This window comes from Bacillus cereus group sp. MYBK14-1 (genome assembly GCF_051916885.1).
GTDB lineage: Bacteria > Bacillota > Bacilli > Bacillales > Bacillaceae_G > Bacillus_A > Bacillus_A cereus.
The window spans coordinates 23,198-36,377 of sequence record NZ_JBQAHM010000025.1; the positions used below are offsets into that span (position 1 = coordinate 23,198).

Below are 13,180 nucleotides of genomic sequence, written 5' to 3' on the forward strand. Positions count from 1 at the left end.
AAAAAAATAAAAGGCGGCACTCGGATTTGAACCGAGGATGAAAGTTTTGCAGACTTTTGCCTTTCCACTTGGCTATACCGCCGCATTGTATATGTTATAAAGAGAGGCAAATACAAAAAAATCAACCTTTACTGAAAAAATACAAAACACTTGAATAATAAGAATGTAAATCCAAGTGTTCTGTAAATTTAAAAATTACTTTGTTAAAACATTAACTAAACATAAATAGTTTTAAAAACTATTTATAAATTGAAAGAACCCTGGAACCTCATCGCTGTATATATCGTTAATCTTTTCTACTATTTTTAATTTAATTTCTTGTTCTAAGTCTTCTCTCTCACCAAGTGAAGTATTAAATAAGCTCTTTTTAATTTTAGGTTTAAAAGCCTCAATAATTTGTATTACCTCATCTTCATTTAGTGATTTCCCCTTGCTTTCTAAATCCATTTTACATAGCTCCCTTTAAAAATATTTATAAAAGATATTTATATATATAATTAATAAAGAGATGCTATATAGTAAAAAATCAACTTTAAACCTACAAAATAAAAAATATAAGAATAGATTAAAAATGTGCTTAAATAAAAAAATCGTAAGAAATCTAAAGTACAGAGGATTTTGCTATTAGAAAAGATAAAATTTAAATTTCAGCAGTAAAACAAAATTTTATAATTTGTAAGTTTTATATCTTCATATGAAAATTATTTTATATCGTCTCCTTTTTTATCTCTCTGTTTTTTCCCATTAAGAATTTCAACTGCATTAACCAATACATCAGGTAATTTTACTCCCATACGACCAGCATTTTCTAAAATAGATAGTAATTCGTTTCCACTAAAGAAAAATATTGTTGCTTCACGAATTGCACTGTTACTACCAAGTATCAAATCTAATTGCACTGCGACTCCAACCAATAAGAACATTACAACCTTTTTGGCTATACCACGGAATCCGATTTTACTTTTTAATTCACCATTATACGCTGCTGCAATAATTCCCGTAATATAATCAATTATTGTAAGTATAGTTAAAGTTATCAAAACTATATCCCACCCCCCGAGAAAATATCCACAAAACGTTCCGAGCAGCACTATAAATGATTTTATTCCTAAACTAATTTGATTCATTTTTTTCCCTCCCTTCAAAATAAAAAGAGTTGTACTAGTATGCAATCTCAATTTACATTGAGATAATTCTAAATTTAATGTTGGAATGTATATGATGCACCCTTCAAAAGGTACACCTTTTGAAGTATATTAAAACCCACTTGATTTAGTACTTCGAAAGGTTAAAAAATATACTTTTGAAGTACTAAATAATTATTAACACCTTTTGAAGTGTTTTTGATATAATTTCATTAGAAACACTTTTGAAAGGATGTCTATTTATTTTGAATACAAGAAAATTCGGATATATAAGAGTTAGTAGTAAAGACCAAAATGAAGATCGGCAGCTCGAAGCAATGAAACAACTCATCACTGACGAACGAGATATTTTTATCGACAAACAAAGTGGAAGAGATTTTAATCGTGATCAATATCAACTCGTAAAACGTATGTTAAGAAAAGATGATATTTTATATATTCATTCCCTAGATCGTTTCGGCAGAAATAAAGAAGCTATCCTTGAGGAGTGGAAAGATATTACCCAAAATATTCAAGCTCATATTGTCGTATTAGATATGCCACTTTTAGATACAACTCAATATAAAGATAGTTTGGGAAATCTTATTACTGATTTGGTACTCCAAATCTTGTCCTGGCTTGCTGAAGAAGAACGAACAAAAATAAAAACTCGTCAACGTGAGGGGATTGAAGCAGCAAAGAAAAAAGGAAAGCATTTGGGTAGACCCAAAACTGAAATAACTCAGGAATTTATCGATACATATAACGATTGGAAAGATGGAAAGATTACAGCGCTATACGCCATGAAGAAGTGTAATATGACAAGCCCCACATTTTATAGGGTCGTCAAAAGGCATGAGGGTAAGGAGTGAAAAATATAGCATGACTACAAAAGAGACCCGAACTACAATAGAAGGCTTCTCTTCCTATTTATCAAACAAAGGAAGAAAGCCTTCTACAATCAAAAGGTATATCTACGATGTGGAAAGTTTCATTCAATGGTTACATTTATCAAAAAGAGATGATGAATACAACATTTGGGTTTCATTACACAAAAAAGATTTTGAATCCTTTTTCAATTATTTAAAAGCAGATCGGCAATACTCTGATAAAACTATACATCGTATATATATTGTTCTAAATAGGTTGTACAAATACTTAGATTTACCAAGTCCAATTGAGAGCATTATACACATAGATCAACCAAATAGAGCATTACGTAGAGAAGATTTCATTTCCCTTCAAGAAGAGAAACACCTAAAGCAAGTAGTTGCTTCATTAGAAGGACTTACAGAAAAACAACAATCAACACGCCCAATGATCTTAGAGCGGAATATTTCTATCATTACATTACTCTTGAATTATGGATTATCTTTAAAGGAGCTTGTTTCTTTACGAATGATACACGTTCATTTCGAAAATAATACCTTATCCATTCCTGAAGACTCAAAAGTAAATAGAACCATTCATTTGAAGGAAGAAGATAAATTACACTTATACAATTACTATCAAACTATCCCTGAACCTGTACGCCCTAAGTATCACAGCAATGATCCACTATTCGTTGCTTTTGACATTACTCGCGGGACATACCACTGGAGCTATGACGATGATGCACCGAAATTTTTAACTGAAATATCGGTACAAAAAATGATTCGTTTAGAAGTGAAACGTTCCAATCTTCGAAAGGGAATTTCTGCCCAACAATTTCGGAACACCTTTGTTTTAAGGGGAATTAAACAAAAACAGACACCCGAACGAATCATGCAACAAATCGGATTTAAATCTCACTTATCCCTAAAAAGATATTACGATTACTATAAGAAAAACGAGGGGGATATAGATTAAACATCAGTATTTAATATGTAATTTTTACATACATAGGGGTTTTCAATTATTTTAAGGAGGAAAAGAGGTGAATTTGGTCGGGGTATTTTTCTTTTTATGGTTCATAAACTACAGGAGCGGTTAATGTTTTTATGTAATTTTTCGAAAATTCGTGATAAAATATAGTTAATATCAAAAGAATGTTAAGGAGGTGAAAGAGATGCATTGTTCTGTTATTTTGCGCGAGAAATGGATTGATCGTATATATATTTGCCGCGCAAATTTTTACGATGCATTAAAAAAAGGGGGAAGTCTGTCCTTTTTTAACAATTGCATACTAAATACAGAATGATAAGACGTCTCTTCGCCCAGCCAAAATAGATTGGAAAGATGGTTCCCTTTTGGGTTCCTTTCTTGTTCTAACTTTTTTGTCCGTAGAAAAGAACGTTTCTTCTTTTCTACGTTTTTTTGTATTTACTAAAATACATTCAAGGGAAACTTTGAATTTGAATCTAAGTCATATGAATTTATAAAATGTAATATTTTAATGAGATAAAGGGGTGTTCAATATGATTATGAGTAGATTACAGCAAATAAGTAAGATGTTTGGAGGAAATTTAGTTTTTGAGAATCTTTCACTTGAAATTCATGATGGAGAACGTGTTGGTTTAGTTGGCCACAATGGCGGGGGAAAAACCACTATTATGAAAATCATAGCAGGTACCGAAACAGTGGATAGTGGAATTGTTACATGGAAGAAGGGAATAAAAATCGGTTATTTATCGCAAATCCCTGTCTTTTCTGATCAGACTTTAAGTAAAGATGTGTTGATGTCTGCTTTTTCAGAAGTCCTTGCTATTTCAAAGAAAATGATGTTACTTGAAGCAAGCATGGCTGATGAAAAGGGAGAAAAAGACTTAAATCACCTTTTAGAGAAGTATGGTTCGCTGCAAGAATCTTTTGTAATGCTAGATGGCTATGAGATTGATGCAAAAGTTTCTAAGGTGGCAAATGGTTTGGGAGTAACAAAATTATTAGATACTCCGTTTTCATCCTTAAGTGGTGGAGAGAAAACGAAAATATGCCTCGGGATGATATTATTGGAAAATCCCGACCTACTACTGTTAGACGAACCGACAAACCACTTGGATATTTCAGCTGTTGAATGGTTAGAACAGTTTTTAAAGGATTACAAAGGATCAGTTGTTATTGTCTCCCATGACCGTTACTTTCTGGATGAAGTGGTAACTAAAATCATTGATTTAGAAAATGGAGAAGTAAATGTTTATCACCAAAATTATTCAGGATTTGTTATTGAAAAAGAAAAGCTACTGGTGGAGGAATTTCAGGCTTATAAAGAACAACAAAAGAAAATAAAAAAAATGAAAGAGGCCATAAAGCGGTTGAGAGAGTGGGCAAATCAGTCATATCCCCCCAGCGATGCTTTATTTAAAAGAGCGAAAAGCATGGAAAGAGCTTTGGAACGAATAGAGAAACTAAAGCGACCGGTATTAGAGAGAAAAAAAATGGGGCTACAATTTGATTCTGCAGATAGAAGCGGAAAAGATGTGATTATTATAAAAAATGCTAGTAAATCATTTGGAGGAAATACTCTTTTTCAAAATGCAAACGTACATATTCAATATAAAGAACGGATAGCGATTGTTGGAAATAATGGTACTGGAAAATCCACCTTGTTGAAGATGATACAAGGAGAGGTGAAAGGCGATGAAGGAGAAATTCGGGTTGGAAGCAATGTTAAAATTGGCTATCTTTCGCAGCAGTTATATATGAATGATTTAAATGAATCGGTAATTGAAGCTTTTCGCGCGGAAGTGAAAGTACCAGAAGGAGAAGCGCGGAATATCTTAGCAGGATTTTTGTTTTACGGACCCTCTGTATTCCACAAAGTAGGTCAATTGAGCGGAGGAGAGAGAATGAGGCTTCGTTTGGCACAACTGATGCATCAGGATATAAACCTATTGATATTGGATGAGCCGACAAACCATCTTGATATTGATTCTCGGGAAGTGCTTGAGGAAGCAATCAAAGATTTTCAAGGGACGATTTTAGTGGTGTCCCATGATCGCTATTTATTAAATAAACTGTTTGAAAAAACATATTGGATTGAGAATGGGGCTATTTATCACTTTGCTGGAAATTACAGTTGGGCACGAAAAAAGCTTCAAGAGTTATCTACTAAAAAAGAAGAAACTGAAAAAACAAAAAAAACTGTTGAAAAAACCAAAGTCCAGATAAATAAAGAAGGGGAAAAATTGGAGCAATTCGAAGTTGAATTGGAGGAAGTTGAAAACTCTCTACAAGAAAATAATCAGAGAATGGAAATAGAAACAGATTTACTAAAACTCCAAATTCTTTTTGAACAAAAGCTGATATTGGAGCAACAACGAAATGATTTATATCGGGATCTGGAAGAATTTATTGGATAGTAAAAAAAGAATAATTATTTTGATTCTTTTATCGGGCCACCAGGTACCGGCAAAACTACATTAAACTTAAGGATTTAGACTATTAATTAAAAGCACATTACTATTCTTTTATGTTATTAAAGAGGGGTGACGTGCTTTTAATTACTATGAATCAAACACAAGAATTGTCTTTATTTGGCGAAGAGTTATATCAATATATTCCCTGCTAAATTAACAAATCGCTACTACCTCTCTTACTCAACTTTGTAGTCAATTAGAAACTTTAATAGGAATTCTATTAAGCCCTGAGCGACTCAATTGACGATTTAACTCTGTTTCTTTAGACCTCTTTCGAGCTGTATTTACTACACTCCACCATGCCTCACTTACTACTAAAGGTATAGAACCTGTTCATACCCTGTACAAATATAAACTTAGTCTTTAACCAAACTTCGTTTTTTCGACTCATAACGTATTATATTAATTATTAATGGTTTCATAAAACTGGTACGCAATATTCCCCATCTCTTTATGTTTTCAAAAACTTTGCAACAGAATCATTTTACCACCGTTACTAAAATTAAATATTCTCCATAAAAAAACCTACTATAAAAAGCATAGCAGGTTCATGTGATAAATTTCTTATTCATTGTTAAGATAAAAACTATCATCCATAATATCTATTTAGTTTTCTCTAATTATGCTACGTTTTTATTGTCTTTTTCGTTTTCACTTTGTTTAGCGTATATGGTAAACAATATTAATGATACAAATAAAGTACTTACACCTGTAATAATAATAATATTTACCATTGAGAAGTACTCACTTAATGCACCAAATGCTAATGATAAAACCACCATTACAAATGAACAAATTACATTTGCTAACGATACAAGAGAAGCTCGTATATTAGACGGAATTGAATGATGTAAGACTGCGTTAAATGTTGTATCCCAAATTTCAAATAAAACATTTATAATTATAAATAACGATAAGATAATAAACATATTTTGTATCGACATAGCTAAAAACGATACTAAACTTATAATCAAACTCCAAAAAATCAATTTTTTCTCAGAAAATTTATTTACAAAATAATATGAGTATGTCGATGCTACTGCACTAAATAAGGACAATACAGTAAATATAATTGCTATAGTAGACACACTAAATCCAACTTCAACAAATAAAACTTGACCAAACATATATATTACTGACAATGTTCCTTGCAATAATGCAATAGTGATTATTAAATTCTTGAAACTATTTTTACTTTTCAAAAAGCTCTTTACTTCCATTATAATACTCGATTTTGTTGCTTTTGTACCTTCTTCAGATAGAATTTTTCTTTCTTTAACTGAAAACAATACTATCAAAGCTAATAATTGGCCTAATATTCCTGCAATAAAAACAAACTTCCATGAAATATTTTGTAAAAAACCACCTGCAAAAGAACTTAAAGCTAAAGCTATAATAGCAATTGCATTATACTTACCAATAATTCGTTGATAATAAGTTGATTGATCCTTATCCAAATTATTGTAGATTAATGTTTGATCCGCACCCGAAATCATTGCTAATCCAATACCATAGCATATAAACCCTAAAGCTAGCAAATATAAATTAGAAGGATTCAACATAGTAAAGAGATATACAATTATCAGAGTATGTCCCAAAGTAATTGCCTTTTTATTCCCAAACTTATCTGCGATTATCCCCGATGGGACTTCAAATAAAAACATTGCACAGTTTAACATAGCCTGTAATATACTAATATGTAACAATGATACTCCTGAAGAATTTAAGTAAATCATCCAAATGGATCTTTCAAAAAATAAGCTACCCCAGAAAATATAAACAAACATTCTATTTGTACTATTATTGTTTTTCATGTCATCAACCCTCTAATTGTGTTAATAGTTTATTAAGTATCTTGATTATGGAATTCACATGGGAATCCGAATTTATATTAATACCAATATCCTTTAAGATTTCCATGTCATTTTTACTACATCCGTTAGAAAATAGTTTAATGTATTTATACTTAAATTCGTCATCCTCATATATTTTTTCGACAATATATTCTGATATACCTACAGCAACTACATAATCTAAATTGTAGAAATTTTTATACAAGTGGGGAATCCTTACCCAATTAAATTTATTTAATTCAATATCTTCAAAATGGTCACTGTCATAATACTTTGATATTGTATCTACATAAATATTAGAGATTAATTCTGCAGTTAACCTTTCTTTTAAAGAGGCTAATGCTAATGCTTTTTCAAATTCAACTAATTGGAATGTCTGAAAGAAATTTTCTCTAATTTTATCGACATACTTATGCAAAATAGACAATTTAATTTCAGAATCACTATATTTATCCAAAAGATATCTACTAAGTAATCCTTCATTAACCATAGATGAAATTTCAGTAATTAAGATAGATTGCTCTGAATATATAAAAGATTGATTTTTAGAAGAAATGTAGGATGCAATTGCCCCACCTATTTCATGTATTAATGTGTATAAACTATCTATGCTAGATTGCCAGTTTATAAGAATATAAGGGTGCGCATCGTATACATTGAGAGAATACCCACCTGTTCTTTTTCCACTATAAGGAGACCAGTCGATCCAATTTTCATCAAAAACTTTTTTTACCAGGTCAAGGTAATCTTGACCTAACGGTGAAAGTGCTTCAAAAATAATATGTTTCGCTTCAGCAATATCAATTTTTTCATTAAATTCACCTATCAATGGATACATATCATAATAGCTAATTTTATCTACTTGCATATTTTTCTTTTTTAGCTCAATAATCTTGTGAAACAAATTCAAATTTTCGTTAATTGCATTAGAATAAAAATTAAAGTTTTGATATCCAATCTTATTTTTTAAATGGTAATCAAAGCTATTAACTTCTCCATTTTCTCTTGCCTTTATATTTTGAATTTTATTATGAGCATTTAATAAAAAAGCAGAGAAGTCTTTCTTTTTTTCTAACTCTTCTAATACTGCCATGTATGTACCTTTTCTTATATCTAATTCCTGAGATTCTAGTAGTGTTAAATGATTTTCATTCCTCACAACAATTTGCTTATCATTGTGATTAAACCTTGTTATTTCGTTATCAGCATATAGTAGTTCTTTATACATCATCTCTATAGAAAGTGCACTTTCCATTTCTACAACATTGGTTTTATTTTCAAAATCCTCTAACGTATGCAGATACTTTTTTAATTTCCCATCTACTTTAGAACGACTATAAATTAATTCCTTATTGTTTTCCAACCATTCATGAAACTTATGTAAATAATTATCATAATAACTATATAAATCCTCTGCAGCGACCATTACTTTATTCGAATGATCATTATTTATATTAGTATCATACTGTAGTAAAGCATAATTATATATTTTATTTAATCTTCTATATCCCTCTTCAATATCCTCAAGTACTTTATATAATAATGTTAAATCATTTTGTTCAATAATTTGTTCAAATTTTATTTCTTCAATATTATCTTGGAAATTTTGGAGTTCTTGCTTCCATTCTTTTTCGTTAATATAAATATCTTTTAAGTTCCACGTTAAACTCATCTATTTCACCATCATTTCTTTATATAATGTTTCATCTTGATGAATTTTATTTCTTCATACAACCACTTTATATCATTCTCATTAAACACCCCTGTTACAAAACCCTTAAAGTGCTCTGCATTATACTTAGGTATTTTATTAGCTAATCCACAATACAATTTATATTGCCAAAAAGTTATTTTGGATAAGACTCTTTCCTCAGCTAATAAAACATCCCTATGAGGTATATCTATATCTCCAAATCCTTCAAAGTATTTTTCAATGAAAATATAGTCTTCTTCTTTGTTTAATTCATATTCCTGAATTTCTTCAAACCCCATGTTTAAGAAAAAAGGAATATACTCAGCTAAAGCAGAACAAACGTACATAGGTACCTTACCATTTAATTTTTCAACTTCACCAAAAAAATAAGTTGATAATCCGGCTCCTCGAATTAAAGGGTGTAAAATAATCCTACTCAAGATTTTCACCTGTGAGTTTATTTCTATAAATTCTTCATCCTCTTGATCATTAGAATATGGGCTTTTAAGAATAATAACGCCCATTAAATCTCCATTGAATTCTAGTTTATAGTAAACAGTATTATATAATTGATTTGTTTCTTCTGATGAATGGGGAAAATAATGATATTTTTCTAATTCAAGATAATCTTCATATGTACCCCCTGAAACTTTTATAGATTCTAAAAAAGGATTGCTTTTATCATAATCTTTTTTTAAAATCTTTATTTCTTTATCCAAATTCAATGAAATTTTATTGTCCGGTCTTAGATATTCTTCTAAGTCGTCGTGAGCACTAGCTAGAATAGCTGAAATACCTAATTTTCTTAATAACTTTTGTGTATTAAAACTTACAATTTTAGCTGTAGGTCTATCTAAATAACTACAAAATTCATCAATAAATATTTTCTTATACCCCTTAGATAACATATAAGCTAAATCAAAACGGAACTGCTGTCCTGTTGATAAATTATTATAATTTGTTATATATAAATATGGCTCAGACAATCCCACCATATTCAAATAGTAGAGTGTATCTTTAAAGTTTTTATTGAGTATATCTATAATAGGAACATTTTTTTCAAAATCTTTTTTCACTTGGACATAACCTTTATTAAGACATATTTCTTTTGATAAAGTAGTCTTACCGCTACCCGAGCACCCTGTAATATAAGTTACTCCATCTAAATTTTCTTCAAAATCAAAATTATTATATATATGTCTAACTTTCGGATTAATCCCAAATACTCTGATTACTTCACGGTATTTATCAGAAAAATCATACTCACTATCAATTAAAACTTTCATGATTTACTCCTTTTATAAGCGTATTTTAAGAATTCTATTTTTTCTATATTATCAGAACGGAGATGTGATCTTTTTTATTTAGGACACTTTATCTTGTATTTTTGAGTTATTCAATTTCTAAAAATTTATATAAATCATTATTATCTATATAGAATCCAGAAAGTTCTTTAGATTGAAAGTAGATATGTTTACCAAAATATAAAGGAATAATTGTAGAATGATTCTCTAAATATAAGTCAATCAGTACTTTCTTTTCCACTGTACATTCCTCTAAATAATCATTGAGTAATTCAATGTAACCATCTCTTACTTTTTCATCTTTAAATGTATCTAAATAGTTTAATAATAAATCTATTTCTGAGTTAATTAATGGGGAAACTAATTTTAAACATATATCGAATTGTTTCCTATTATATGATTTAATAAAATTTTTTAATGACATTGGATGAGATTTAACTGGAACGTGGTTTTTGTCTAAAAAACCAATTATTTCACTAACTATTAGATCATTAGGATAATAATCAGCGTACAATACATTTAAATCACAATTCACTAAATTACTGATATTAGTATTCTCATACTCACCATTATTGTGTTTGTATCTTTTCTTCTGATACTTAAGATTATTAGTAAATAAATAATCATCAGAAATATTTAAGCCTTTATTCAATATTTCATTATTATGTAATTTATCATAAACATAACTTGCTAGTTGCTTTTTATATGGAAGCAAAGCTTCACTTATTTCTAACATAAATAATATGTTAGAATTTTTCATGTAAAAATCTTGATCACCCTCAAAATCACCAATCATTTCAAATGGAAAATATGTAGAACAACTCATATTTAGTTTATTACTCTTGTAATTATTAATTCCGTCTGATAGTTTGTCTAAATATATAAAATTCAATTCTTTTGTTTTTACTTTTCTTTCACGGAAAAAGAAAGGGTTATTTTTCACCCTGATAATACTGTTACATATAGTATCAAGATGAAACCTACCATTTGATACATTATTTACAGGTTTTCTATCAATAAAATATATTGGACTAAATTGTATTGTTGAGAAGAGTTTTTTATAGTCATAGCTATATTTTGTTTCAATATATATTGAATTTCGAAAAAGATGTATTCCCACATTTTCTATAGGATCCCCGTCATATAAGTATTCTTCAACTCCCACAATAAAATCTAGGTATGAAGAAAACATTGTTCTTTCTTCCAATATATATATTAGTGTTTTATACATATCTTCAGCATTTAATGGTAATCCATTAGACCAATATGATTCTAAAAAATCTAGGGTTAAAACGTTATTCTTATAATTTTCCTTAACATAAAAACTTTTATATTCTCCATCTTTCTCAAAAAAAATGGGCTCGTACATGCTACTTAGTATAGATTTACTCGAGAAATCATGTGCATTAAAAGTATATAAATCATGTGGCTTATCATCTATTTGAATAAAAGTACTCATGTATCAATTCTCCATAAACTCTATAGTATAATCTCTGAAGTTCAATGACTTTCTCCTATAAAGATTCTCTTGTTTATCATTGATCCAAAATTCTAAAATATCATTTGAAATTAAAGCACCAATAGTCATGTTTGTAGACGAGATAGATCCCATTACTGGTTCCCTATGCTCTGTATCTAAAAGTATAGTATTACTGAAATTACCTTTAAAGATTGGTCCCCAATAACCAGTTTCAATTCCAACAGCACCTTGGATAAAAGGTATACTTCTGGCTTTACAATATTCATAAACGATGTCATTGATACATTTAGGTGTATCGGCACAATTAACAAAGAAATCTGCATCATACCCATTACAAGCACTCTGTAAATCTTCAACTTTATTAACTCGAATATTAATTGTATTAATTTCTATATCTTCATCAAACCTACTAATAATTTCTTTTATAATGGATCCCTTATTACATCCAATATGGTTAGCATCAAAAAAGAGTTGACGGTTAAGATTGCTTTCTTCCACATTATCAAACTCTATTATCAAAAAGTGCTTAACTCCAAAAGAAATCAAATTTTTGAGTACTACAGTACCTATTCCACCACAGCCTAGAATAATTACTTTTTTCTGACATATATTATTTTGAATATTTACTGGGTCACTTTCAAAATTTGGTTGTTTGTTTTCGAAAAAATGTATATTTTTCACAAGCTTCCCATCTATTTTTTCTATATTATATGGCTTTACTACTAAAGAGTTATCTATTAAAAAGTCTCTTAATTCAGTTGATAGTTCCTCAATTTCCCATTCTCTCTTACTTAGTAAATTAAAATAACATAAATCAGGATCTTCAATTTCAAAAAGGTTAGTTCCAAAGTAAATACTACAATAAGGTGTTTGATGTTTTATTACGACAGCTTCTTTAAAACGTAACATTATTATCTATTCCTCCAAATCAAAAGACTTGGAGCATTAAGGATTACTCCAAACCTCCAAGTCTTTGTGATAATTAAAAATTTATTATGAACGATGTGTCATTTCACGTGTAGTTTTGCGTGTTACCTTCATTCTTTTCATCTCCTCTCAAATCTCTAGCTTGAATTTTATGTAATGGTTCTATCACAGATCTGAACCAATTATTATGAACGGTGTGTCATTTCACGTGTAGTTTTGCGTGTTACTTTCATTGTTTTCATCTCCTCTCAGATCCTTGGCTTGAGATTACATCCATTTTTTAATCACTTATTATGAACGGTGTGTCATTTCACGTGTAGTTTTGCGTGTTACTTTCATTGTTTTCATCTCCTCTCAGATCCTTGGCTTGAGGTTACATCCATTTTTTTCACTTATTATGAACGGTGTGTCATTTCACGTGTAGTTTTGCGTGTTACTTTCATTGTTTTCATCTCCTCTCAAATC

At 29.7% G+C, this 13,180-nt stretch carries 11 protein-coding genes, 1 tRNA gene and 1 pseudogene; 5 read left to right on the plus strand and 8 right to left on the minus strand.

Going from position 1 to position 13,180, the window contains the following annotated elements; genetic code table 11:
- Nucleotides 1-11: 11 nt before the first annotated feature.
- The 3 genes from ACTFR3_RS28875 to ACTFR3_RS28885 all read right to left on the minus strand — a co-directional run bounded on the left by ACTFR3_RS28875 (nt 12) and on the right by ACTFR3_RS28885 (nt 1,127).
- A tRNA-Cys gene (locus ACTFR3_RS28875) sits at nt 12-82 on the minus strand.
- Between the two features lie 149 nt (nt 83-231).
- On the minus strand, nt 232-447 hold the full coding sequence (locus ACTFR3_RS28880) for a helix-turn-helix domain-containing protein (RefSeq protein ID WP_061668044.1): 216 nt from the start codon (nt 445-447) through the stop codon (nt 232-234).
- 254 nt (nt 448-701) lie between these two features.
- The gene (locus tag ACTFR3_RS28885; protein ID WP_440045100.1) at nt 702-1,127 is read right to left on the minus strand and encodes a phage holin family protein; all 426 of its coding nucleotides are present in this window, start codon (nt 1,125-1,127) and stop codon (nt 702-704) included.
- Nucleotides 1,128-1,390: 263 nt separating this feature from the next.
- Here ACTFR3_RS28885 and ACTFR3_RS28890 point away from each other — a divergent pair, with 263 nt between their 5' ends.
- The 5 genes and pseudogenes from ACTFR3_RS28890 to ACTFR3_RS28910 all read left to right on the plus strand — a co-directional run.
- Nucleotides 1,391-1,996, plus strand: a complete 606-nt coding sequence (locus tag ACTFR3_RS28890) for a recombinase family protein (protein WP_070145784.1) — start codon at nt 1,391-1,393, stop codon at nt 1,994-1,996.
- A gap of 10 nt (nt 1,997-2,006) precedes the next feature.
- On the plus strand, nt 2,007-2,972 hold the full coding sequence (locus ACTFR3_RS28895) for a tyrosine-type recombinase/integrase (protein WP_440045101.1): 966 nt from the start codon (nt 2,007-2,009) through the stop codon (nt 2,970-2,972).
- A 199-nt stretch (nt 2,973-3,171) separates the two neighbouring features.
- On the plus strand, nt 3,172-3,303 hold the full coding sequence (locus tag ACTFR3_RS28900) for an RAxF-45 family protein (protein ID WP_440045102.1): 132 nt from the start codon (nt 3,172-3,174) through the stop codon (nt 3,301-3,303).
- Nucleotides 3,304-3,520: 217 nt separating this feature from the next.
- Entirely contained in the window at nt 3,521-5,401 is a 1,881-nt protein-coding gene (abc-f, locus tag ACTFR3_RS28905; protein ID WP_440045103.1) for a ribosomal protection-like ABC-F family protein, read from the plus strand.
- A 140-nt stretch (nt 5,402-5,541) separates the two neighbouring features.
- Nucleotides 5,542-5,768: pseudogene (locus tag ACTFR3_RS28910) on the plus strand (IS4 family transposase); the annotation flags it as partial.
- Between the two features lie 310 nt (nt 5,769-6,078).
- Here ACTFR3_RS28910 and ACTFR3_RS28915 read toward each other — a convergent pair.
- From ACTFR3_RS28915 to ACTFR3_RS28935, 5 genes are all read right to left on the minus strand, one after another.
- Complete coding sequence (locus ACTFR3_RS28915; RefSeq protein ID WP_440045104.1) at nt 6,079-7,272, minus strand: MFS transporter; 1,194 nt, start codon at nt 7,270-7,272, stop codon at nt 6,079-6,081.
- 4 nt (nt 7,273-7,276) lie between these two features.
- Nucleotides 7,277-8,983 (minus strand): hypothetical protein, encoded by a 1,707-nt coding sequence (locus ACTFR3_RS28920; RefSeq protein WP_440045105.1) that lies wholly within the window; start codon nt 8,981-8,983, stop codon nt 7,277-7,279.
- A gap of 11 nt (nt 8,984-8,994) precedes the next feature.
- Nucleotides 8,995-10,290, minus strand: a complete 1,296-nt coding sequence (locus tag ACTFR3_RS28925) for a hypothetical protein (protein WP_440045106.1) — start codon at nt 10,288-10,290, stop codon at nt 8,995-8,997.
- A 106-nt stretch (nt 10,291-10,396) separates the two neighbouring features.
- Entirely contained in the window at nt 10,397-11,767 is a 1,371-nt protein-coding gene (locus ACTFR3_RS28930) for a hypothetical protein (RefSeq protein WP_440045107.1), read from the minus strand.
- Between the two features lie 3 nt (nt 11,768-11,770).
- A complete protein-coding gene (locus ACTFR3_RS28935; protein ID WP_440045108.1) occupies nt 11,771-12,697 on the minus strand; it encodes a ThiF family adenylyltransferase in 927 nt (308 codons plus the stop codon).
- Nucleotides 12,698-13,180: the final 483 nt, after the last annotated feature.

Excerpts from the sequence above, each read along its gene's own strand:
- ACTFR3_RS28930 (WP_440045107.1), bottom strand. The coding sequence starts at position 11,767 with ATGAGTACTTTTATTCAAATAGATGATAAGCCACATGATTTATATACT.
- ACTFR3_RS28925 (WP_440045106.1), bottom strand. The coding sequence starts at position 10,290 with ATGAAAGTTTTAATTGATAGTGAGTATGATTTTTCTGATAAATACCGT.
- ACTFR3_RS28915 (WP_440045104.1), bottom strand. The coding sequence starts at position 7,272 with ATGAAAAACAATAATAGTACAAATAGAATGTTTGTTTATATTTTCTGG.
- ACTFR3_RS28885 (WP_440045100.1), bottom strand. The coding sequence starts at position 1,127 with ATGAATCAAATTAGTTTAGGAATAAAATCATTTATAGTGCTGCTCGGA.
- ACTFR3_RS28920 (WP_440045105.1), bottom strand. The coding sequence starts at position 8,983 with ATGAGTTTAACGTGGAACTTAAAAGATATTTATATTAACGAAAAAGAA.
- ACTFR3_RS28880 (WP_061668044.1), bottom strand. The coding sequence starts at position 447 with ATGGATTTAGAAAGCAAGGGGAAATCACTAAATGAAGATGAGGTAATA.
- abc-f (WP_440045103.1), top strand. The coding sequence starts at position 3,521 with ATGATTATGAGTAGATTACAGCAAATAAGTAAGATGTTTGGAGGAAAT.
- ACTFR3_RS28895 (WP_440045101.1), top strand. The coding sequence starts at position 2,007 with ATGACTACAAAAGAGACCCGAACTACAATAGAAGGCTTCTCTTCCTAT.
- ACTFR3_RS28935 (WP_440045108.1), bottom strand. The coding sequence starts at position 12,697 with ATGTTACGTTTTAAAGAAGCTGTCGTAATAAAACATCAAACACCTTAT.
- ACTFR3_RS28900 (WP_440045102.1), top strand. The coding sequence starts at position 3,172 with ATGCATTGTTCTGTTATTTTGCGCGAGAAATGGATTGATCGTATATAT.